The organism is Mesorhizobium qingshengii (assembly GCF_900103325.1).
Lineage (GTDB): Bacteria > Pseudomonadota > Alphaproteobacteria > Rhizobiales > Rhizobiaceae > Mesorhizobium > Mesorhizobium qingshengii.
Genome location: NZ_FMXM01000002.1, coordinates 648311 through 667646, shown reverse-complemented (window position 1 = coordinate 667646; position 19336 = coordinate 648311). Strand labels below are relative to the sequence as shown.

General features: G+C 64.3%; 18 protein-coding genes. 10 read left to right on the top strand and 8 right to left on the bottom strand.

Annotated features, from left to right (window positions below):
• Nucleotides 1-12: 12 nt before the first annotated feature.
• Nucleotides 13-981: an adenosylcobinamide-phosphate synthase CbiB gene (gene cbiB / locus BLS48_RS03320; protein ID WP_091575527.1), complete on the bottom strand. Its 969-nt coding sequence runs from the start codon at nt 979-981 to the stop codon at nt 13-15.
• On the opposite strand from cbiB, the gene cobD reads away from it, so the two are divergent.
• Both cobD and BLS48_RS03310 read left to right on the top strand, forming a co-directional pair.
• On the top strand, nt 980-2023 hold the full coding sequence (cobD, locus tag BLS48_RS03315; protein ID WP_091575526.1) for a threonine-phosphate decarboxylase CobD: 1044 nt from the start codon (nt 980-982) through the stop codon (nt 2021-2023). The genes cbiB and cobD overlap by 2 nt on opposite strands.
• Before the next feature lie 2 nt (nt 2024-2025).
• Nucleotides 2026-2535 (top strand): tyrosine phosphatase family protein, encoded by a 510-nt coding sequence (locus BLS48_RS03310; protein ID WP_091575667.1) that lies wholly within the window; start codon nt 2026-2028, stop codon nt 2533-2535.
• Nucleotides 2536-2541: 6 nt separating this feature from the next.
• On the opposite strand, the gene BLS48_RS03305 is transcribed toward BLS48_RS03310, so the two are convergent.
• Nucleotides 2542-3345, bottom strand: a complete 804-nt coding sequence (locus tag BLS48_RS03305; RefSeq protein WP_091575525.1) for a creatininase family protein — start codon at nt 3343-3345, stop codon at nt 2542-2544.
• Between the two features lie 54 nt (nt 3346-3399).
• Nucleotides 3400-3783, bottom strand: coding sequence for a RidA family protein (locus BLS48_RS03300; protein ID WP_091575524.1), 384 nt, complete (start codon nt 3781-3783; stop codon nt 3400-3402).
• 265 nt (nt 3784-4048) lie between these two features.
• Between BLS48_RS03300 and BLS48_RS03295 the strand changes: the two genes are divergently transcribed.
• From BLS48_RS03295 to BLS48_RS03265, 7 genes are read left to right on the top strand one after another with little or no spacing between them, the layout of a single operon-like run.
• Entirely contained in the window at nt 4049-5053 is a 1005-nt protein-coding gene (locus tag BLS48_RS03295) for an ABC transporter substrate-binding protein (RefSeq protein WP_091575523.1), read from the top strand.
• Between the two features lie 12 nt (nt 5054-5065).
• Nucleotides 5066-5896, top strand: coding sequence for an ABC transporter ATP-binding protein (locus BLS48_RS03290; RefSeq protein WP_091575522.1), 831 nt, complete (start codon nt 5066-5068; stop codon nt 5894-5896).
• Nucleotides 5883-6734: an ABC transporter permease gene (locus BLS48_RS03285; protein WP_091575521.1), complete on the top strand. Its 852-nt coding sequence runs from the start codon at nt 5883-5885 to the stop codon at nt 6732-6734. The genes BLS48_RS03290 and BLS48_RS03285 overlap by 14 nt, the downstream gene beginning before the upstream one ends.
• Before the next feature lie 4 nt (nt 6735-6738).
• A complete protein-coding gene (locus BLS48_RS03280; RefSeq protein WP_091575520.1) occupies nt 6739-8040 on the top strand; it encodes a cytosine deaminase in 1302 nt (433 codons plus the stop codon).
• Nucleotides 8040-9437, top strand: coding sequence for an FAD-binding oxidoreductase (locus tag BLS48_RS03275; RefSeq protein ID WP_091575519.1), 1398 nt, complete (start codon nt 8040-8042; stop codon nt 9435-9437). The genes BLS48_RS03280 and BLS48_RS03275 overlap by 1 nt, the downstream gene beginning before the upstream one ends.
• Nucleotides 9437-10018, top strand: a complete 582-nt coding sequence (locus tag BLS48_RS03270; protein ID WP_167364921.1) for an NAD(P)H-dependent oxidoreductase — start codon at nt 9437-9439, stop codon at nt 10016-10018. The genes BLS48_RS03275 and BLS48_RS03270 overlap by 1 nt, the downstream gene beginning before the upstream one ends.
• Nucleotides 10018-10608, top strand: a complete 591-nt coding sequence (locus tag BLS48_RS03265) for an NAD(P)H-dependent oxidoreductase (protein WP_091575518.1) — start codon at nt 10018-10020, stop codon at nt 10606-10608. Before BLS48_RS03270 ends, BLS48_RS03265 begins: the two co-directional genes overlap by 1 nt.
• A gap of 170 nt (nt 10609-10778) precedes the next feature.
• On the opposite strand, the gene BLS48_RS03260 is transcribed toward BLS48_RS03265, so the two are convergent.
• From BLS48_RS03260 to BLS48_RS03240, 5 genes are all read right to left on the bottom strand, one after another.
• Nucleotides 10779-13238, bottom strand: a complete 2460-nt coding sequence (locus BLS48_RS03260) for a GcvT family protein (protein ID WP_091575517.1) — start codon at nt 13236-13238, stop codon at nt 10779-10781.
• Entirely contained in the window at nt 13235-14416 is a 1182-nt protein-coding gene (locus tag BLS48_RS03255) for a pyridoxal phosphate-dependent aminotransferase (RefSeq protein ID WP_091575516.1), read from the bottom strand. Before BLS48_RS03255 ends, BLS48_RS03260 begins: the two co-directional genes overlap by 4 nt.
• On the bottom strand, nt 14409-15314 hold the full coding sequence (locus BLS48_RS03250; protein WP_091575515.1) for a homocysteine S-methyltransferase family protein: 906 nt from the start codon (nt 15312-15314) through the stop codon (nt 14409-14411). Before BLS48_RS03250 ends, BLS48_RS03255 begins: the two co-directional genes overlap by 8 nt.
• A complete protein-coding gene (locus tag BLS48_RS03245; RefSeq protein WP_091575665.1) occupies nt 15311-17764 on the bottom strand; it encodes a GcvT family protein in 2454 nt (817 codons plus the stop codon). The genes BLS48_RS03250 and BLS48_RS03245 overlap by 4 nt, the downstream gene beginning before the upstream one ends.
• Nucleotides 17765-17858: 94 nt before the next feature.
• The gene (locus BLS48_RS03240) at nt 17859-18455 is read right to left on the bottom strand and encodes a helix-turn-helix domain-containing protein (protein WP_244529507.1); all 597 of its coding nucleotides are present in this window, start codon (nt 18453-18455) and stop codon (nt 17859-17861) included.
• Nucleotides 18456-18626: 171 nt separating this feature from the next.
• Here BLS48_RS03240 and BLS48_RS03235 point away from each other — a divergent pair, with 171 nt between their 5' ends.
• Nucleotides 18627-19331 carry a nitroreductase gene (locus BLS48_RS03235; protein WP_167364920.1) on the top strand — a complete coding sequence of 235 codons (705 nt, stop codon included), beginning with the start codon at nt 18627-18629 and terminating at the stop codon, nt 19329-19331.
• Nucleotides 19332-19336: the final 5 nt, after the last annotated feature.

The window sequence follows — 19336 nt, the reverse complement described above, 5'->3', positions numbered from 1 at the left end:
GCGATCGACCCGTCACGCCGCAATGACGATGATGGAAATCGCCCCAAAAAGCGCGATCAGCAGATAGTCGGCGACGCGATAGAGTTTCAGCGCTCGCCTTATGTCGATGCTATCGGCATCGCGCCGCCCGCCTTGGCCCATGAAGACGTCGTCCACCAGTACGCCGCCATAGCTGCGCGGTCCGGCGAGCGCCAGACCGAGCGCACCGGCCATCGCCGCCTCCGGCCAGCCGGCATTGGGTGAGCGGTGTTTTTTCGCGTCGCGCCACACCGCATGCCAGGCGCCGCGGGGATCGGCGCCCCTGACCAGGAAAGCCGCCAGCACGATCAGCAGCGCGGTCAGCCGCGATGCCGGCAGGTTGATCCAATCGTCGAAGCGCGCCGCCGCCCAGCCGAAAGCCTCGTGGCGCGGGGTGCGGTGGCCGATCATCGAATCGGCGGTGTTGGCGGCTTTGTAGGCGGCGCCGCCGGCGAGGCCGCCGACGCCGGTCCAGAAGGCGGGGGCGACGATGCCGTCGGAAAAATTCTCGGCCAGGCTCTCGATCGCCGCGCGGCAGACGCCCGCCCGGTCGAGCGCTTCCGGATCGCGGCCGACGATCCGCGAGACGGCAACGCGACCCAAAGCGAGGCCACCGGTGTCGAGCGCGTCGGCCACGGCCTCGACATGTTCGTAAAGGCTCTTCTGCGACAAAAGCGACGTCGCCAGAATGGCGGCAATGATCAGTCCCATTGGGATGAACCAGAGCAGGATCTGCACGCCGAGGCCGATCGCCGCCGGCACCAGGACGATGACCAGCAGCGCCTGGGTACCACGTCGGCGACGCAGCGCGTCGGGATCAGTCGCGTAGTTGAGCCTGCGGTCGAGAAAGGATATCAGCCTGCCAAACCACGTCACCGGATGGCCGATGGCGCGAAACAGCCAGTCCGGGTAGCCCAGGACGAATTCGACGGCCAATGACAGGAAAGCGATCAGGATTGACATGAAGCTTCTTGAAGGAGCGGTGGATCATGGTGGAAGTCTTGGCCGGGCGAGGGCGCTGTTCCCCAATGCCGTTCTGCCTTTCGTCGACCTCTCGACCGGTATCAATCCGCACTCCTATCCGCTTTTCGGCCTGCCCGCCACCACCCTGTCGCGGTTGCCGGAAGCGGCGCGCGCCCACGATCTGGTTGAGGTCGCGGCCAGCGCCTATGGCGCGCCTTCGCCGGTCAACGTCGTGGCAGCCCCCGGCACGCAGATCCTGTTGCCGCGCGTCGCATCGCTGATCGCGCCCGGCAAGGCGCTGGTGCTGGGCCCAACCTATGCCGAACATGCGCGGGCAGCGGCGATCGCCGGGCACGCGGTGACGGAAGTCGACGATTTCGCGGCTTTGGCGGGAGCCGACCTTGCCATCGTCGTCAATCCCAACAATCCGGATGGACGGGTCATCGAGCGCGACAGGCTGCTGGCGCTGGCCGCCGGAATGCGCGCCAAGGGCGGGCTGCTCGTCGTCGACGAGGCGTTCATGGATGTCGGCCCGCGTCAGCACAGCCTCGCCAGTGATGTCGAACAGGGCGGTATCGTCGTGCTGCGCTCGTTCGGCAAGTTCTTTGGCCTGGCCGGGCTGCGGCTCGGTTTTGCGCTTTCCGACGCGCCGACGATCAAACGGCTGGACATGCAATTCGGACCATGGGCCGTCGCCGGCCCGGCGCTGGAATACGGCATCCGCGCGCTTGCCGACACAGGCTGGCAGGACGCGATGCGGGCATCCCTGGCGGTTGCATCGACGCGACTCGATGCGCTGTTCGGCCGCTTCGGCGTTCCTGTCGCGGGCGGCACCACGCTGTTCCGCTATGTCAATCTGCCGGATGCCGCCGATCTGTTTTCCGCGCTTGGCAAGCGCGGCATCCTGCTTCGCCATTTCTCCGGCCGACCAAACGTGCTGCGCGCCGGCCTGCCGGGGAGTCAGGAGGAATGGCAGCGGCTCGAATCCGCTCTTGCCGCCTGGGCGTCACGGCGCGACGATGGCGCCAGGGAGATCGCGTGATGATGATCCATGTCTGTTCGCTGGCAAAAGTCGAGGAAACAGTTGCGAGGACCGGCGCTGAGCGGCTGTTGTCCCTCCTGGCAGCGGGAACCGAGGTGGTGCGCCCAGCTTCGATCGCCAGGGAAAACCATTTGCATCTGGTCATGCATGACATCGCGGTGGGGCAGGACGGCATGACCATGCCGGGCGAGGAGCATGTCCGCAACCTGCTCGATTTCGGGCGCCGCTGGGACCGGGCAAGGCCGATGGTCGTGCATTGCTATGCCGGCATCAGCCGCTCGACCGCTTCAGCCTATATCATCGCGGCCGCGCTGGCGCCGAAACGCGACGAGGCCGAGCTGGCACGGACGTTGCGGGCGCTGTCGCCATCGGCGACACCCAATCCGCGGCTGATCGCGGTGGCCGACGCGTTGCTCGGTCGCGAGGGCCGCATGATCGAGGCGATCCAGGCGATCGGGCGCGGCGCGGATGCCTTTGAAGGTAAGCCCTTTGCCCTCACGATCGACAGCTGAAATCTGCTACTTCAGCCACTCGGCAAGCTTCGCACTGCGCACATCCCTGAGCAGGCTGATGAACCCGTCGGCCTGATATTCTGATGTCAGCCGGCCTTTCTCGGCAGTCGCGATGCTGGCGTCGCCGACCACGCCGTTGGGGTTGAGATCGCTGGCGATCCAGGCAAAGGCATGGGTGCCGGTGTGGCGCAGCAGCGCGAATTCCTTTTCGGCCTTCGCGACGTTGGAAACGAAATTGTCGGCCTTGGCCATGTCGACGAGATCCGGCCGGAAATGCAGCATCAGCGAGGTCTCGACATCGCCGCCATGGATGCCGTGACGGTCCTCAATCTCGGTGTACATGCCGGCCGGCCGGCCAAAACGTTGCCAACTGGTCTTCACCGCCAGCATTTTTTCGCGCACGCGCAATTCGCGCGTGACGATGCCCATGATCTCCTCGTTGCCGCCATGCGAATTGACGACGATCAGCTTGCGCACGCCGGCCCGCGCGATCGACAGGCCAAGTTCGGTCCAGGCTTCGACCAGGGTCGTTGCCGGCAGGGTGAGGGTGCCCGGTGCGTGAAGGTGCTCGTTCGACTTGCCCACCGCCTGGACCGGCAGGATGCGGATGTCTAGATCGTCAGGCAAGCGGGCGATGACCGTGTCGAGCATGCCGTTCATGATCGAGGTGTCGGTTGAGACCGGCAGATGCGGGCCATGCTGCTCGATCGCCGCCAGCGGCAGCACGGCGATCGTCGCCTCCGGATCGATCGAGGCGTATTCGGTGGTCCGGTAGTCGCCCCACCAGACGCGTTTTTTTGCAGCGGTCATGTCATGCCTCTTCGATGAACGGCCAGACCTAGCGCGGGACGGGCGGCCTGTCGATCACCCAGCCGCGATGGCCTCGACCTCGACCTTGAATTCGGGTCGGGCGAAGCCGGAGACGATCATCAGCGTCGACGCCGGTGCCGGGCTGGAAAACAGCCGGTCGCGAACGTCCATATAGGGCCGCAGATGCGCGCGGTCGGTGACGTAGGCGTTGATGCGCACGATATCCCCGAGCCCCAGCTCGGCTTCGGCGAGGATCGCGGCGATGTTCTTGAAGCAGAGTTCGGCCTGCGCGCCGGCGTCCTCGGGAATCTGGTCGTCCGCCGTGATGGCGACCTGGCCCGAGCACAGCACCAGCCGCTTTCCGGCTGGCACCTCGACGCCGTGGCTGTAGCGGGCAAAGGGCGGCTTGATCGACTTCGGGATGAGGAATTTGAACATGGCAATCTCCGGTTTCCCGGTAGCCTAAGACCGGATGCGTTACACCTTCAAGATGGCGGTGCATGTCGTTGGGGCGATTGTGGACAGGCGTTCAAAAAATAGGCACGATGCCTTCCGTACAGCATGACCCGTCCGCCTCCGGCATGGCAATGTCGTTCACGCGGGCGGTCCCGGTACGAGGTGCCGGTGGCATGTGTCTTGCTTCTTGAATCTTTGGTGTCGAGCCTGGCGCGTGGCGCGCCGGAGCAAACAAAGGGTGGTGTCGATGTACGGAAGACAGAAGATCTCGGTGGCGGTGGTGGCCCTGCTTGCGGCCAGCACGCTCGGCGCGGCGGCGAATGAAAAAGTCACCTTCGGCACCAACTGGTTGGCCGAGCCGGAACATGGCGGATATTATCAGGCCGTGGCGGACGGCACCTACGCCGCCTGCGGCCTCGACGTCACCATTATGCAGGGCGGCCCGCAGGTCAGCGGCCGGCCGATGCTGCTGGCCGGCAAGATCGATTTCTACATGGGCGGCAATCTGCTGTCGGCTTTCGATGCCGTCCAGCAAGGCATTCCGATGCGGGTGGTGGCGGCCGACTTCCAGAAGGATCCGCAGGTCATCATGTCCCACCCCGGCGAGGGGCTCGACAAATGGGAGGATCTTAAGAACGCCGACCAGTACATACTGGGCGACGAGGGCGCGCAGACCTTCTTCCAGTGGATGGTCATCGAGCTCGGCTTCGACGCCGCCAAGCGCGCGCCCTACACCTACAACACCGCGCCTTTCCTCGCCAACAAGAAGTCGATCCAGCAGGGCTACGTCACCTCCGAGCCGTTCGCGGTCAAGAAGGAAGGCGGCTTCGTGCCGAATCAGTTCCTGCTCGCCGACTATGGCTGGGACACCTACTCGACGACGATCGAAGTGATGCAGGATACGATCGACAAGAAGCCGGAGGTGGTCCAGTGCTTCGTCGATGGCTCGGCCAAGGGCTGGTACAAATATCTCTACGGTGACAACAAGGCCGCCAACGACATGATCAAGAAAGACAATCCTGACATGACGGACGACCAGATCGCCTTCTCGATCGAGCAGATGAAGAAGTTCGGCCTTGCCGATTCCGGCGACACCGACAAGCTCGGTATCGGCGCCATGACCGACGAACGGATCAAGAGCTTCTACGACAAGATGGTCAAGGCCAAGGTCACGCCTGAAGGCATCGACATCAAGAAGGCCTACACACTGACCTTCGTCAACAAGGGTGTGGGGCTCGAGCTGAAGAAATAGGCCGGTCCCGGCATGATACAGGAAAAGGTGGCGCAGACGACGGCGAGCGCGTCCGGCGTGGTTCCGACGTTGCTGGCGCTGCGTGGCGTCGGCAAGGTCTTTTCCAATGGCGTGACGGCGCTCAGCGATGTCAACCTGACGATCCGGGAAGGCGACTTCCTCAGCCTGCTCGGACCGTCTGGCTGCGGCAAGTCGACGGCGTTGCGGCTGATTGCCGGCCTGTCGACGCCGACCTCCGGAGTGCTCGACTGGCGCGCCGATGGCTCGCTCGATCGCTCGAACATCGGCTTCGTCTTCCAGGAGCCGACCCTGCTGCCCTGGGCCAGCGTCTTCGACAATGTCTGGCTGCCGCTCCGGCTGAAGGGCGTCAGCCGCGCCAAGGCGGCGCCTGCGGTGATGGAGATGCTGGCGCGGGTGCACCTGACCAGCGTCGAAAACGCGGTGCCGCGCGAGCTCTCCGGCGGCATGAAGATGCGCGTCTCGATCGCCCGCGCCATGGTGACGAAACCGCGGGTGCTGTTGATGGACGAGCCGTTCGCGGCACTCGATGAGATCACGCGCTTCAAGCTGAACAACGATCTGCTCGAACTGTGGCAGGACGAGCGCTTCACCGTCGTCTTCGTCACGCACAGCGTCTTTGAAAGCGTCTTTCTCTCCAACCGCGTCGTCGTCATGGCGGCGCGGCCGGGCCGGGTGTTCGACGAACTCGCGATCGAGGCGTCCTATCCACGCGACGAGGCGTTTCGCACCTCGCCCGACTATGCGGCGCTCTGCCGGCAGACCTCCGATGTGCTGATCAACGCCATCAATTCAACAGCAGGCGCGCATCATGACGGCCATTGACGAGAGGGTCCTCAAGCTCGACCCCGAGGAAGCGCGTCGGGTACGCCAGGAGCGGCTCGAGCGGATCGGCCGGTGGGTTCTGCCGCTGGCGATCATGATCCTGGCGATCTGGCTGTGGGATCGTATCTGCGTATGGAACGCGATCCCGCAATACATCCTGCCGCGCCCCGGCGTCGTGTTGTCGACGCTGTACAGCGATGCCGGCCTGCTGTTCTCCTCGCTGCTGGTCACCTTGCGCATCACCTTCCTCAGTCTGCTTCTAGCCGTCGTTGGCGGAGTCGGGCTGGCGGTGCTGTTCGCGCAATCGAAATGGGTCGAAATGTCGTTCTTCCCGTTCGCCATCGTGCTGCAAGTGACGCCGATCGTGGCGATCTTTCCGCTGATCAACATTTATGTCGACAACCAGACGACCAAGCTTCTGCTGTGCGCCTGGATCGTCGCCTTCTTTCCGATCCTCTCCAACACCACGCTCGGTCTCAACTCCGTCGACCGCAATCTGCGCGACATGTTCAAGCTCAATGGCGCGACGCGCTGGCAGCAGTTGCGGTATCTGCGGCTGCCGGCGGCGATGCCGTATTTCCTGGGCGGATTGAAGATCGCCGGCGGCCTGTCGCTGATCGGCGCCGTGGTGGCCGAGTTCGTCGCTGGCGCTACCGGCCAGTCGTCGGGGCTCGCCTCGCGTATCATCGAGGCTGGCTACCGGCTCAATGCACCACGACTGTTCGCGGCGCTGTTCCTGATCTCGCTTACCGGCATCCTGATCTTCCTGGTGCTGTCGCTGATTTCGCATCTCATTCTGCGGCGCTGGCACGAAAGCGCGCTGAAGCAGGAGCGCTAGCGCCTTGATCCCGAACACAGGTTCATACCGGCTCACCAACGCCCGGCTTCACGCGTCCCTGACACCGGGATTTGGCGCTGCTTTCGACCGCGACGGCTTCGCGCTTGCCGACATCGCTGTCGCTGACGGCAAGATTTCCAGCATCACCGCGCATGGCCGATCGAAAGCGCCTGCCGATGCGATCGACCTCGCTGGCCGCATCGTTCTGCCGTGCTTCATCGATTGCCATACGCATATCGACAAGGGCCATATCTGGCCGCGAAAACCCAATCCCGACGGCACGTTCATGGGCGCGCTGAACGCCGCCGGCGCCGATCGCGCCGCCCGCTGGAGCGCCGAGGACGTGGCACGGCGCATGGATTTTTCCTTGCGCTCAGCCTACGCGCACGGCACCAGGGCGCTACGCACCCATCTCGACAGCGTCGCGCCGCAGGAGGAGATCTCCTGGCCGGTCTTCGAGACGATGCGCGAGAGATGGCGCGGCCGCATCGAAATGCAGGGCGCGTGCCTGATCGGCATCGAGGGTGTGCGCGAGAGGAAGTGGTTTGACAGGTTGGCGAAAAGTGTTGCCGCCGCCAAGGGTGTTCTCGGTGTCGTCACCTATATGGTGCCGGACCTGGAGGAGTTGCTCGACCACGTCTTCGCGCAAGCCATCCAGCATGGTCTCGACCTCGATTTCCATGCCGACGAGACCGACGACGTTGCCGCGATCTCGCTCAAGAAGATCGCCGAGGCCGCTCTGTGGAACGGCTTCGAGGGCAACATCCTCGTCGGCCATTGCTGTTCGCTGGCGCGGCAGCCGGATCTCGACGTGCTCGATACGCTGGACAAGGTGGCGAAGGCCGGGCTGGCAGTCGTCTCTCTGCCGATGTGCAATCTCTACCTGCAGGACCGGCGCGGCGATCATACCACGCCGCGCTGGCGTGGCGTGACGCTGCTGCATGAGATGAAGGCGAGGGGTATTCCGGTCGCCGTCGCTTCCGACAACACGCGCGATCCCTTCTATGCCTATGGCGATCTCGACATGCTCGAGGTCTACCGCATGGCGACGCGCATCCTGCATTTCGATCATCCGGTTGCCGACTGGCCGCAAGCGGTCGCCGCGACGCCGGCCAGGGTGATGCGGCTCGATGGCTTCGGCACGCTTGCCGCTGGCGGCGATGCCGACTTCATCGTGTTCAAAGGTCGAAGCTGGACCGAATTGCTGTCGCGCCCCGAATCGGATCGCATCGTCGTGCGCGGCGGTCGTGCTATCGATCGGCAATTGCCCGACTATGCCGAACTCGACGAACTGATGGTGGAATGATGGATGTTTCGGCGCTCAAACGTGATCTCGAAGGCCTGAAGCTCGACGACAATCCAGCCATCGTCCAGCAGAAGAGCCGCGACTTCTACTGGTACAGCCCGGTGCTGAAGCAGCAACTCGACCATGTCACCGGCGACTTGATCGTGACGCCGAAGAGCGAGGCCGAGGTGATCCGCGTGCTTGCCGCCTGTCATCGCCACGGCGTGCCGGTGACGCCGCGCGGCAGCGGCACTGGCAATTACGGCCAGGCGATGCCGCTTTCGGGCGGCGTGGTGCTCAATCTCGCCGACATGAACGAGATCAAGTCGATCGCGCCTGGGCGCGTGGTGACCGGACCGGGTGCGATCCTGGCCGATATCGACAAGGCGACGCGGGCGCATTCCGGCCAGGAGCTGCGCATGTCGCCATCGACCTACAACACGGCCTCGATCGGCGGCTTTGTCGCCGGCGGTTCGGGCGGTGTCGGCTCGATCCGCTGGGGTGGCTTGCGTGATCTCGGCAATGTCATCCGGCTGAGGACCGTGACGATGGAGGCCGAGCCGCGCGTCATGGATCTCACCGGCGAGGACGTGCTGAAGGTCATGCATGCCTACGGCACCAACGGTATCATCACCGAGGTCGAGATGCCGCTGACCGCCAGCTACGACTGGATCGATGTCATCGTCGGCTTTGACGATTTCATGGGCGCGGCAGGCTTCGGCAACGACCTCGCCGTCCAGGACGGCATACTGGCGAAGTTGATCACACCGATTGCCGCGCCTATCCCCTACGACTATTTCAAGCGGCACCAGCGGTTCTTCCGGCGCGAACAGAGCATCGTCGTGTGCATGATCGCGCCACACGCGATGGATGCCTTTGTCGCCTTCACGGCACGCAGCAAGGGCGAGATCGTCTTCCGTGCCGACGAGGAAGCCGATCTCAAGGGGTTGCCGCCGGCCTATGAGCTGACGTGGAACCACACGACGCTGCGCGCCATCAGGGTCGAACCCACCATTACCTATCTGCAGGCGCGTTATCCGTCGCCGGATCATCTCGCCCACGTCAAGGCGATGGTCGATCGCTTTGGTGACGAGGTACCTGCGCATCTCGAATTCATCCGCTTTGACGGCGCGATCGGTGTCGCGGGGTTGCCACTGGTGCGCTTCACCACGGCGGAGCGGCTGGACGAAATCATCCGCATCCATGAGGACAATGGTTGTTGGATCTTCAACCCGCACCGCTACACGCTGGAAGAGGGCGGCATGAAGCAGACCGACGAGGTGCAACTCGCCTTCAAGCGCGAGACCGATCCGCAGGGGTTGCTCAATCCCGGCAAGATGATCGCCTGGGAAAACCCGGACTACGACTACCGCTCGGGCCGGACATTCCTGTTCAAGGGGCTGCAGAAGGCAGGCTGATGAACATCCTTGTCCTCTACGCCCATCCGGTCGAGACCAGCTTCAATGCCGGCCTGCATCGGATGATCGTCGAGCGACTGACGGCAGCGGGCCATACGGTCGACGACTGCGATCTCTACGCCGAGGATTTCGACCCACGGCTGACGCGCAAGGAGAGGCTGGACTACCACAATCAGCGCGGCGCCACCGACGCCGTGGCACCTTATGTCGAGCGCCTGCTGCGGGCCGATGCACTGGTGCTTTCCTATCCGGTCTGGAATTATGGCTTTCCGGCGATCCTGAAGGGCTTTTTCGACCGCGTCTTCCTGCCCGGCGTGTCCTTCAAGCTGGTCAACGGCAAGGTGCAGCCATCGCTGCACAACATCCGCAAGGTCGCCGCGGTCACCACCTATGGCGGCAGCCGGTTCCGCGCTGTGCTGATGGGCGATCCGCCGCGCAGGCTGATCAAGCGAATGCTGCGTGCCACGGTAAAACCGGGCGCGCCGGTGAGCTATCTCGCGCATTACGCGATGAACCTGTCGACCGATCAAACGCGCGATGCCTTCACGGCCAAGGTCGCGGCCAGCATGGACGCATTCTGATGCGCGCGCTGGTGGTTTACTGCCATCCGGTGCCGGAGAGTTTCTGCGCGTCCATTCGCGACAGCGCCGTCGAGGTGTTGACGCGAAGAGGCTGGGAGGTGCGGCTGCTCGACCTCTATGCCGAGAACTTCAATCCGGTGATGGGATGCGACGAGCGGCGCTCCTACAATGACCAGGCGCCGCAGGACCCGGCGCTGAAGCCGCATTTCGAGTTGCTCAACTGGGCCGAGGCGATCCTGTTTGTCTATCCGACCTGGTGGTACGGGCTGCCGGCGATGCTGAAGGGCTGGCTCGACCGTGTGTGGGCGACCGATGTCGCCTTCAAGCTGCCGGCCGGCAAGGGACGGATCAAGTCGCTGATGACGCATGTGACCAAGGTCGGTGTCATCACCACCTGCGGCGCGCCGACCTGGTGGAGCGTCGTCGTCGTCGGCCAGCCCGGCCGCAAGACCCTGCTGCGCGGCATGCGGGCGCTGTGCGCGACGCGTTGCCGGACGTTCTTCCTGGCGCATTATCTGATGGACTCCTCGACTCCACGGAGCCGGGCGGCGTTTTTGGCGAAGGTGAGGGCGAAGCTGGAGCGGTTTTGAGGGACTTTACCCTCCCCCTTGTCGGGAGGGTCGCGCAGCAAATGCCGCTTGGGGCGGCTTTTGCGAAGCGGGGTGGGGGTCTCGTAAGGCGCCCCCCACTCCGTCTCGCAATCTCCGCTTGGCTCCGACCGCGAGCCGACCCTCCCCACAAGGGGGTGGGTAAAAAGGCGCTACATCTTCACCCGCTCCGCCTTCGGATCATACATCGGCTTCAACGATGCTTCGGCGGCAAAGCGCTCCCCGGCGATCTCGATCTCGTAGGATGAGGCCAGCACCTCCGCCTCGCTCTCGCCCAGGCACGGCACATAGCCCAGCCCGACGGCGCCGCTGAGGTGATGGCCGTAATTGCCCGAGGTGATCGGACCGACGATCTTGCCGTCGCGCAGGATCGCCTCGTTGTGGAAGAGCAGGGGTTGCGGGTCCTTCAGCCGGAACTGGACCAGCCGGCGGTTCAATCCAGATTCCTTCTTGCGCAGCACGGCATCGCGACCGATGAAGTCACCCTTGGCCGTCTTGACCGCAAAACCGAGGCCTGCTTCCAGCACATTGTCCTCGTCGGTGATGTCATGGCCGAAATGCCGGAACGCCTTTTCGATGCGGCAGGAATCCAGCGTGTGCAGGCCGCAGAGCTTCAGGCCGACATCCGCGCCCGCCTCGTCGATCGCCTCGAAGACATGGGCTGCCTGGTCGGTCGAGACATAGAGTTCCCAGCCGAGTTCGCCGACATAGGTGACACGGTGGGCGCGGGCCAGTCCCATGCCGATCTCGATCTCCTGGAAGGTGCCGAACGGGTTGGCTTCGTTGGAGAAATCGTTCGGGCTGACCTTCTGGATCAGCTTTCGTGCATCCGGACCCATCAGGCAGAGCACGCTTTCGGCCGCCGTCACATCGGTGATGACGACGAATTCGTCGGCCAGGTGCTTGCGCAGCCAGGCCAGATCGCGCTGCAGCGTGGCACCCGGCACGACGAGGAAGTAGGCGGTTTCCGACAGCCGCGAGACGGTCAGGTCGCTCTCGATACCGCCGCGCCGGTTGAGCATCTGGGTGTAGACGATCTTGCCCGGCGCTACGTCCATGTCATTGGCGCACAGTTTTTGCAGGAAGGCGCAGGCGTCGCGGCCCTCGACGCGGATCTTGCCGAACGAGGTCATGTCGAACAGGCCGACGCCGTTCCTGACTGCCATGTGCTCCTCGCGCTGGTTGTCGAACCAGTTCTGCCGTTTCCAGGAGTAGCGGTATTCACGCTCCTGTCCCTCACGAGCGAACCAGTTGGCGCGCTCCCAGCCGGCGACCTCGCCAAACACGGCGCCACGCGCCTTCAGATGCTCATGCAGGGGCGAACGCCTGACATTCCTCGACGTCGCCATCTGGCGATAGGGGAAATGGTCGGCATAGAGCAGTCCGAGCGTCTCCGAGACGCGCTCCTTGAGATAGCGGCGGTTCTTCTGGAACGGCTGGGCGCGGCGGATGTCGACTTCCCACAGGTCGAAGGGCGCTTCGCCGTCGTTGATCCACTGCGCCAGCGCCATGCCGGCGCCGCCGGAAGAGACGATGCCGATCGAATTGTAGCCGGTTGCCATCCAGTAGCCGGACAGCTCGGGCGCTTCGCCGAGATAATAGCGGTCGTCCGGCGTAAAGCTTTCGGGGCCATTGAAGAAGGTATGGATGCCGGCTGTCGCCAGCATCGGCATGCGGTTGACGCCCATTTCAAGGATCGGTTCGAAGTGGTCCATGTCCTCGGGCAACTGGTCGAAGCAGAAATCCTCTCGGATGCCGTCCATGCCCCAGGGCTTGGCCACCGGCTCGAAGGCGCCGAGCATCATCTTGCCGGCATCTTCCTTGTAGTAGGCGCACTCGTCGGGCACGCGCAGGACGGGCAAACGGGTGAGGCCGGGGATCGGCTCGGTGACGAGATAGAAATGCTCGCAGGCATGCAGCGGGATGGTGACGCCGTTCCGCGCGCCAAGTTCGCGCGCCCACATGCCGGCGCAGTTGACGACGATGTCGGCTTCGATGGTGCCTTGTTCTTCGCCCTGTGCCCAGGATACGCCGGTGACGCGGCCGGCCTTGGTGTGGACCTTGGTGACCTTCACATTCTCGACAATGGTGGCGCCGCGCTGGCGCGCGCCCTTGGCCAGCGCCATGGCGATGTTGGCGGGGTCGCACTGGCCGTCGAGTGGCAGATGCACGGCACCGACCACGTCGGACACATTGAGATGCGGGTACATCTGCTTGACTTCATTGGGCGAAATCTCGCGCACATCGACATCGAAGGCGCGGGCGAGCGACGCCTGCCTATAGATCTCGTGCTTGCGCTCCTCGGTCAGCGCCACTGTGATCGAGCCGACCTGCCGCATGCCGGTGCCGACATCGGTCTCCGCTTCCAGCTTGACGTAGAGGTCTGCCGAATATTTCGCCAGCCGCGTCATGTTCTGCGAACCGCGCAACTGGCCGATCAGGCCGGCGGCATGCCAGGTCGTGCCCGACGTCAGCTGCTTGCGTTCTAGGAGCACGATGTCGGTCCAGCCGAGCTTGGCCAGGTGATAGGCGACCGAACAGCCGGAGACGCCGCCGCCGATGATGACGGCGCGGGCTTTGGCGGGGACGGCTTTGGGGGCAGGGGTGTTCATGCGGCCTCGCGGCGATAGCTGGAAACAAAGCGTCGCAGCCGCAGCGCTGCTTCCTGCAGCACGGGCTCGGGCTGGCAGAGGCTGATGCGGATGTGGCCCGCGGCCGCCTCGCCGAAGCTGGAGCCAGGCATCACGCCAACCCTTTCCTTGTCGAGCAGGGCCCAGGCGAATTTCTCGTCGTCGGGTTCGACGGCTGATATGTCGAGCATGACATACATGCCGCCTTCGGAACCGCGAACGCTGACATTGTTCATGCCGCGCACGGCGTCGAGCAAGACAGTGCGGCGCGCCGCATAGCGTTCCGCGATCTCCTTGACGCCGTAACCGTTCTCGAGCGCCTCGGCGCAGGCGATCGAGATGAAGGCCGGCAAGCCATAGGTGGTCACCAGATTGAGATTGACCAGCAGTGAGATCATCTCCTCCGGACCGGTCAGCCAGCCCATGCGCCAGCCGGTCATGCCGTGGCTCTTGGACATCGAATTGATGACCAGCGTGCGCTCGGCCATGCCGGGCAGCGAGCGCGGCGAGACATGCTCGCCGCCGCCCAGCGTCCAGTAGACCTCGTCCGAAAGCAGCCAGAGATCGTGCTCCCTGCAGATTTGCGCCAGATCTTCCAGCCGCTGGCGCGAATAGACCGCGCCCGTCGGATTGTTCGGGGTGTTGATGAGGATGGCGCGGGTGTTCGGCCGAATTGCCGCGCGGATCATGTCGGCGCGCGGCTGGAACCCGTCCTCGGCGGGCGTCTCGACCACGGTGAAATCGGCGCCGGCCGCACTGAACGTGTTGGGATAGGTGGCGTAGTAGGGCGCCACCACGATGGCGTGGTCGCCCTGGTCGAGAACAGCCTGCACGGCGGCATAGAGCGCGGCCTGCCCGCCCGGCGTGGCGATCACCTGGTTGGGGTTGGTCGCAACGCCGGTGCAAGCGGTCGAGGCTGCCGCCATCGCCTTGCGCAGACGCGGCAAGCCGGGAAGCGGGGTGTAGTGGTGATTGCTGCCGCGAACCGCGGTCACGCAGGCTTCGATCGTTTCCGAAGGCGTGTCGAAGTCGTGGTCGCCGACCGAGAGCATGATGATGTCCTCGCCAGCCTCCTTGCGCGTCCAGGCTTCGAAATGGACTTCCCAGCCATCCTTGCCTGACGGCACGATGCCGGAAATGCGCGATGATGGTCTAGGCATGTATATCTCCCGAAATTTCATAGCCGGCCTGTTCGAGCCGGTCGCGCAGGGCGGCGATATGCGGTGGTCCGACTTCGCAGCAGCCGCCGACGATATCGGCGCCGGCCTCTATCCAGCCAATCGCCTGCGCGGCATAGGCGTCCGGACCGAGGTCGTGGCGGGCGTGCAGCACATCGACGGTGCCGCCGTGCTTGAGCGCCTCTGTCGAGGTGAAGCCATTGGCGTAGGCGCCGACCGGGCCGCCGAGGTTGATCAGTTCAGGCAGGGCCGCGGCGATCGCTTCCGGACGGCAGCAGTTCAATAGCCGCGCCGCTACGGGCAAACCGTCCAGCGCGCTTGCCGCGGTGGCTATCGTCTCGCCGCTGCGCAGCCGCGGCTTGCCGTGATCGGCCAGTGTCCAGGACACCCATACCGGCTTGCCGCTTTCCGATGCCGCTGTGACCGCCGCGCGCGCCTCATCGGCCGACGCCATGGTTTCGCACAGGAACAGATCAACCCCGTCGGCCTGCTCGGCGACGATGCGGCGGTAGATGTCGAGCGTGTCCTGGTATGAAATGGTCAGCGCCGGCGCGTAGCTGCCGAAAAGCGGCGACAGGCAGCCGGCGATCGCTGTGTCGCCGGCCTCGTCACGGGCCTGCCTGGCCAGTTCGATGCCGCGCTTCTGCAACGGCTTGAACAGGTCCTCGGCACCCTCGCGGGCCAGGCGTTCGGGTGTGGCCGAATAGGTGTTGATGGTGATGATTCGGGCGCCGGCGCGGATGAATTCCGCGTGCAGGTCGCGTACCAAATCGGGTTCGTCGATCAGCACCCTGGCCGACCATAGCGGCGTCGGCTCGGACTTGCTGCGCCGAACCAGCTCCTGGCCCATGCCGCCATCGGTGAGGACGACTTTCTTCATGCGCGCAGCCTCTCGTTCTTCGGATCCCATAGCGGCTCGTCCTTCTGCACGATCGCCTTGAAACGCTCGCCAAAGATTTCGACCTCGACGCTCGTTCCCGGTTCCGCCAGATCGGCGCGCAGCATGCCGAGCGCGATCGACTTGTCGACGCGATGCCCCCAGCCGCCGGACGTCGTCTCGCCGACGATCTGTCCGTCATGCCACAGCGTCGACATGTAGGGCGCGTCGCAATCGCCGGGATTTTCGACGACCAGCGTGACGAAACGCTTCTTCACGCCTTGCTGTTTCTCGTTCTGCAGTGCTGCCTTGCCTCGGAAGTCGGGCTTGTCCCATTTGACGAAGCGCTCCAGCCCGCCCTGCAGGATCGAGTAGTCGGTTGAGAGGTCGCCCTTCCAGGTGCGGTAGCCTTTTTCGAGCCTGAGTGAGTCCAGCGCGTACATGCCGAACGGTTTCAGCCCATGCTTCTGGCCAGCGGCGCAGACGGCGTCGAAGATGGCGGCGGTGTCGTCGACCCTGGTGTGGATCTCCCAGCCGAGTTCGCCGGCGAAGGACACGCGCACAAGCTTCGCCCAACGGCCGGCGATCTTCGTTTCCTGATGCGTCAGCCATGGCAAAGCGAGGTCGGCTTCGCAGACATCGGCGAGGATTTTTCGCGAGTTTGGACCGGCCAGGATCTGGGTGGAGAATTCCTCGGTCCGGTCGATCAGCTTGAAGGCCGCATCCCTCGGCATGCGCGATTTCAGCCATTCGAAATCGTGCCATTGCGCAACCGCTGCGGTGATCAGCGTCATCACATTCTCGTCGTGGCGCACGACGGACATTTCGGTGACGATGCGGCCCTTGTCGTCGGCGAAATAGACGAGGCCGATGCGGCCGGGCCTGGGCACCAGGCCGGTGACCTGCAGGCTCAGCCACTCGGCGGCCCCCGGCCCCTCGAGGTTGAAGCGCGAAAAGCCCGGCAGGTCCAGAATGCCGGCCGCGTCGCGCACGGCGAGGCACTCTTCGCGCACGCGATGCTGCCACGGCCCCTCGCGGCGGAAGGTCAGCGTGGCTTCCTCTGAGATGTCGTCGCCGTCCTGCGCGTACCAGGTGGCGCGCTCCCAGCCATTATAGGCGTCGAAGCGGGCACCGAACGCCTTGATGCGGTCGTGGATCGGCGACAGCTTGCGGTCGCGACCCTCCGGCCAGGCATGGCGCGGAAACTGGATGGCGTATTCGTTGCCGTAGATCTCCATGCCCTTGGCGACGCAGTAGTCCGGCTCGGACGCAAAGGAGGTGAAGCGGCGCGGGTCGCACGACCACATGTCCCATTCGGTCTGGCCTTGCGTCACCCATTCGGCCAGCACCTTGCCGGCGCCGCCGCCCTGGGCGATGCCGAAGGTGAAAACACAGGCCTCGAAGGCGTTGGGGACGCCGGGCATCGGGCCGATCAGCGGATTGCCATCCGGCGTGTAGGGGATCGGGCCGTTGATGACCTTGGACAGGCCGGCCGTGCCCAGGATCGGCACGCGGGCGACGGCGTCGGCCAGATAATGCTCAAGCCGGTCGAGATCGTCGGGGAACAGCTGGAAGGAAAAGTCCTCCGGCATCGGATCGTTGTGGGTCGCCCAATGCGCGCGGCAATTGCGCTCATAGGGGCCGAGGTTCATGCCGTTCTTTTCCTGGCGCAGGTAGTAGGAGGTGTCGACATCGCGCAGCAGCGGCAGTTTCTTGCCCTGTTCCCTGGACCATGCCGCCAGCTCGGGAATCTCCTCGAACAAGATGTACTGATGGCTCATCACCATCATCGGCACGTCGCGGCCGAACATTCGGCCTACTTCGGCGGCGCGGTAGCCGGCGGCATTGACGACGATCTCGCAGCGGATCTCGCCTTGCGCGGTTTCGACCACCCATTCACCGTTCTCGCGGCGCACGCCAGTGACCGGGCAGAAGCGGATGATCCTGGCGCCCAAGTCGCGCGCGCCCTTGGCCAACGCCTGGGTAAGCTGCGCCGGATCGATGTCGCCGTCGCTTGGGTCGTAGAGCGCGCCTTGCAGGTCGTGCGTCTCGATGAAGGGATAGCGGCGCTTGATCTCGTCGACGCCGACGATGTCGATGTCCATGCCTTGATAGCGGCCCATGCCCTTGGCGCGCTGGAACTCCTGCATGCGCTCGACCGAGTGGGCGAGCCGCAGCGAGCCGGTGACGTGATAGTTCATGGGATAGTCGACCGCTTCGGCGAGCCCGCGATAGAGCTCGGTCGAATAGCGCTGCATGTTCATCAGCGACCAGGACGAGGAGAAGGTCGGCACATTGCCGGCGGCATGCCAGGTCGAGCCGGAGGTCAGCTCGTTCTTTTCGAGCAGCACGCAGTCGGTCCAGCCCGCCTTGGCGAGGTGATAGAGCGAGGACGCGCCGACGGCACCGCCTCCGATGATCACCACGCGCGCCGTGCTCGGCAAACCGGCCATGTTCTTCTCCCATATCTTCAGCGCGCCGCGCTTCTGTTTTTGTTTGATGCATGTCGTCGTCCCAAAACCGCCGCACGCCTTGGGCGACATGCACTCAATAAACCGGCGGCGAAACCACCCAGATGACAACCGCCGGCTCGGCACCCGGATTGCGCCAGCGGAAAGGCTTGCCCTCGAAGCGAAAGGAGTCGCCTTCGCCGAGCCGATGCCAAATGCCGGCAATTTCGATGTCGAACGTTCCGGACGCGACGTATCCGGCCTCCTCGGTCGGCCGGCGCGCCTCGATCTTCAGCTCCGCGCCCGGTGCGAAGACCGAACGCAGCATCTCGAAGCTACCGCCGAGATCGGGCGACAGAAGCTCCTCCACCAGTCCGGATTCGCTTGTGCCAAGCGTGCGCCGGCTGCCGGCGCGCACGACCACGCCGCGCTCGCTTTCGACGGGCACGTCATGGCTGAAGAACAGGCTGACCGGCACGCCGAACAGTTCGGCGAAGGCTCTGAGGTCGCTGAGCGATGGCGCCGAGAGGCCACGCTCGACCTGGCTGACCCAGCCGACCGAGCGGCCGAGCTTCAGGCCGATCTCCGCAAGCGTCAGCCCGCGCGCCTTGCGCAGCGCCCTGATATCGCCGGCCAGCACGCGTTCGTCAGGCCCCTGCAATGTTCGTGCGGTAGGTGAAGGCAAAACGCTCACTTCATGAAAAAGAACGGTCAAATTTCATGAGAAATCAAGCTCATGAAAAAATCAAGTAGATTTTCACAGATGCTCAAGATTTGCTTGCACGATTTTGGTGGTTCATGCAAAGGCTCGGCCGCGAGCGGCGAGTGGGGACGTCCGAGCGAGACAAAGGGTAAGGGACGGCCCATGCTGGAGAATAACCCCGGAATCGCGGGTGATGCCGAGATCGTCGACGAGGCGATCCTGTCGCGCCGCTCGGTGCGGGCATTCCTGCCCGACATGGTCGATGACGACACCATCCGAGACATTCTGTCGGTTGCGGCCCGGGCTCCATCGGGCACCAACATGCAGCCATGGCGGGTCTACGTCACCAAGGGCGAGACCAAGCAGCGGATCACCGACGCCATTCTCAATTCCGGCATTCGCGCCGAAAAGGCCGACTGGGACGAGTATCGCTACTATCCCACGCAGTTCTTCGAGCCCTACCTGACCCGCCGGCGCGCCAACGGGTTTGGCCTCTATGGCGCGCTCGGCATCGGCCGCAGGGAGGTCGACAAGATGCGTGCCCAGCACGACCGCAACTTCGTCTTCTTCGACGCGCCGGTCGGCATGATCTTCACCATCGACCGCCGGCTCAACCAGGGCTCGTGGATCGACTACGGCATGTTCCTGCAGAACATCATGGTCGCGGCGCGGGGCAGGGGCCTGCACACGTGCCCGCAGGCCGCGTTCGCGCCCTATCACCGGCAGATCAGGCCGGTGCTCAACATTCCCGACGAGGAGATCGTCGTCTGCGGCATGGCGCTCGGCCATGAGGATACGTCCAAACCCGAAAACACCTTCCGCACCGACCGCGTGCCGTTGGAAGAGTGGGTGTCGTTCAGCGAGTAGAGCGG

Excerpts from the sequence above, each read along its gene's own strand:
- BLS48_RS03265 (WP_091575518.1), top strand. The coding sequence starts at position 10,018 with ATGCGCGCGCTGGTGGTTTACTGCCATCCGGTGCCGGAGAGTTTCTGC.
- cobD (WP_091575526.1), top strand. The coding sequence starts at position 980 with ATGAAGCTTCTTGAAGGAGCGGTGGATCATGGTGGAAGTCTTGGCCGG.
- BLS48_RS03310 (WP_091575667.1), top strand. The coding sequence starts at position 2,026 with ATGATCCATGTCTGTTCGCTGGCAAAAGTCGAGGAAACAGTTGCGAGG.
- BLS48_RS03250 (WP_091575515.1), bottom strand. The coding sequence starts at position 15,314 with ATGAAGAAAGTCGTCCTCACCGATGGCGGCATGGGCCAGGAGCTGGTT.
- BLS48_RS03275 (WP_091575519.1), top strand. The coding sequence starts at position 8,040 with ATGGATGTTTCGGCGCTCAAACGTGATCTCGAAGGCCTGAAGCTCGAC.
- BLS48_RS03235 (WP_167364920.1), top strand. The coding sequence starts at position 18,627 with ATGCTGGAGAATAACCCCGGAATCGCGGGTGATGCCGAGATCGTCGAC.
- BLS48_RS03260 (WP_091575517.1), bottom strand. The coding sequence starts at position 13,238 with ATGAACACCCCTGCCCCCAAAGCCGTCCCCGCCAAAGCCCGCGCCGTC.
- BLS48_RS03290 (WP_091575522.1), top strand. The coding sequence starts at position 5,066 with ATGATACAGGAAAAGGTGGCGCAGACGACGGCGAGCGCGTCCGGCGTG.
- BLS48_RS03305 (WP_091575525.1), bottom strand. The coding sequence starts at position 3,345 with ATGACCGCTGCAAAAAAACGCGTCTGGTGGGGCGACTACCGGACCACC.
- BLS48_RS03300 (WP_091575524.1), bottom strand. The coding sequence starts at position 3,783 with ATGTTCAAATTCCTCATCCCGAAGTCGATCAAGCCGCCCTTTGCCCGC.
- cbiB (WP_091575527.1), bottom strand. The coding sequence starts at position 981 with ATGTCAATCCTGATCGCTTTCCTGTCATTGGCCGTCGAATTCGTCCTG.
- BLS48_RS03255 (WP_091575516.1), bottom strand. The coding sequence starts at position 14,416 with ATGCCTAGACCATCATCGCGCATTTCCGGCATCGTGCCGTCAGGCAAG.
- BLS48_RS03270 (WP_167364921.1), top strand. The coding sequence starts at position 9,437 with ATGAACATCCTTGTCCTCTACGCCCATCCGGTCGAGACCAGCTTCAAT.
- BLS48_RS03285 (WP_091575521.1), top strand. The coding sequence starts at position 5,883 with ATGACGGCCATTGACGAGAGGGTCCTCAAGCTCGACCCCGAGGAAGCG.
- BLS48_RS03245 (WP_091575665.1), bottom strand. The coding sequence starts at position 17,764 with ATGGCCGGTTTGCCGAGCACGGCGCGCGTGGTGATCATCGGAGGCGGT.
- BLS48_RS03295 (WP_091575523.1), top strand. The coding sequence starts at position 4,049 with ATGTACGGAAGACAGAAGATCTCGGTGGCGGTGGTGGCCCTGCTTGCG.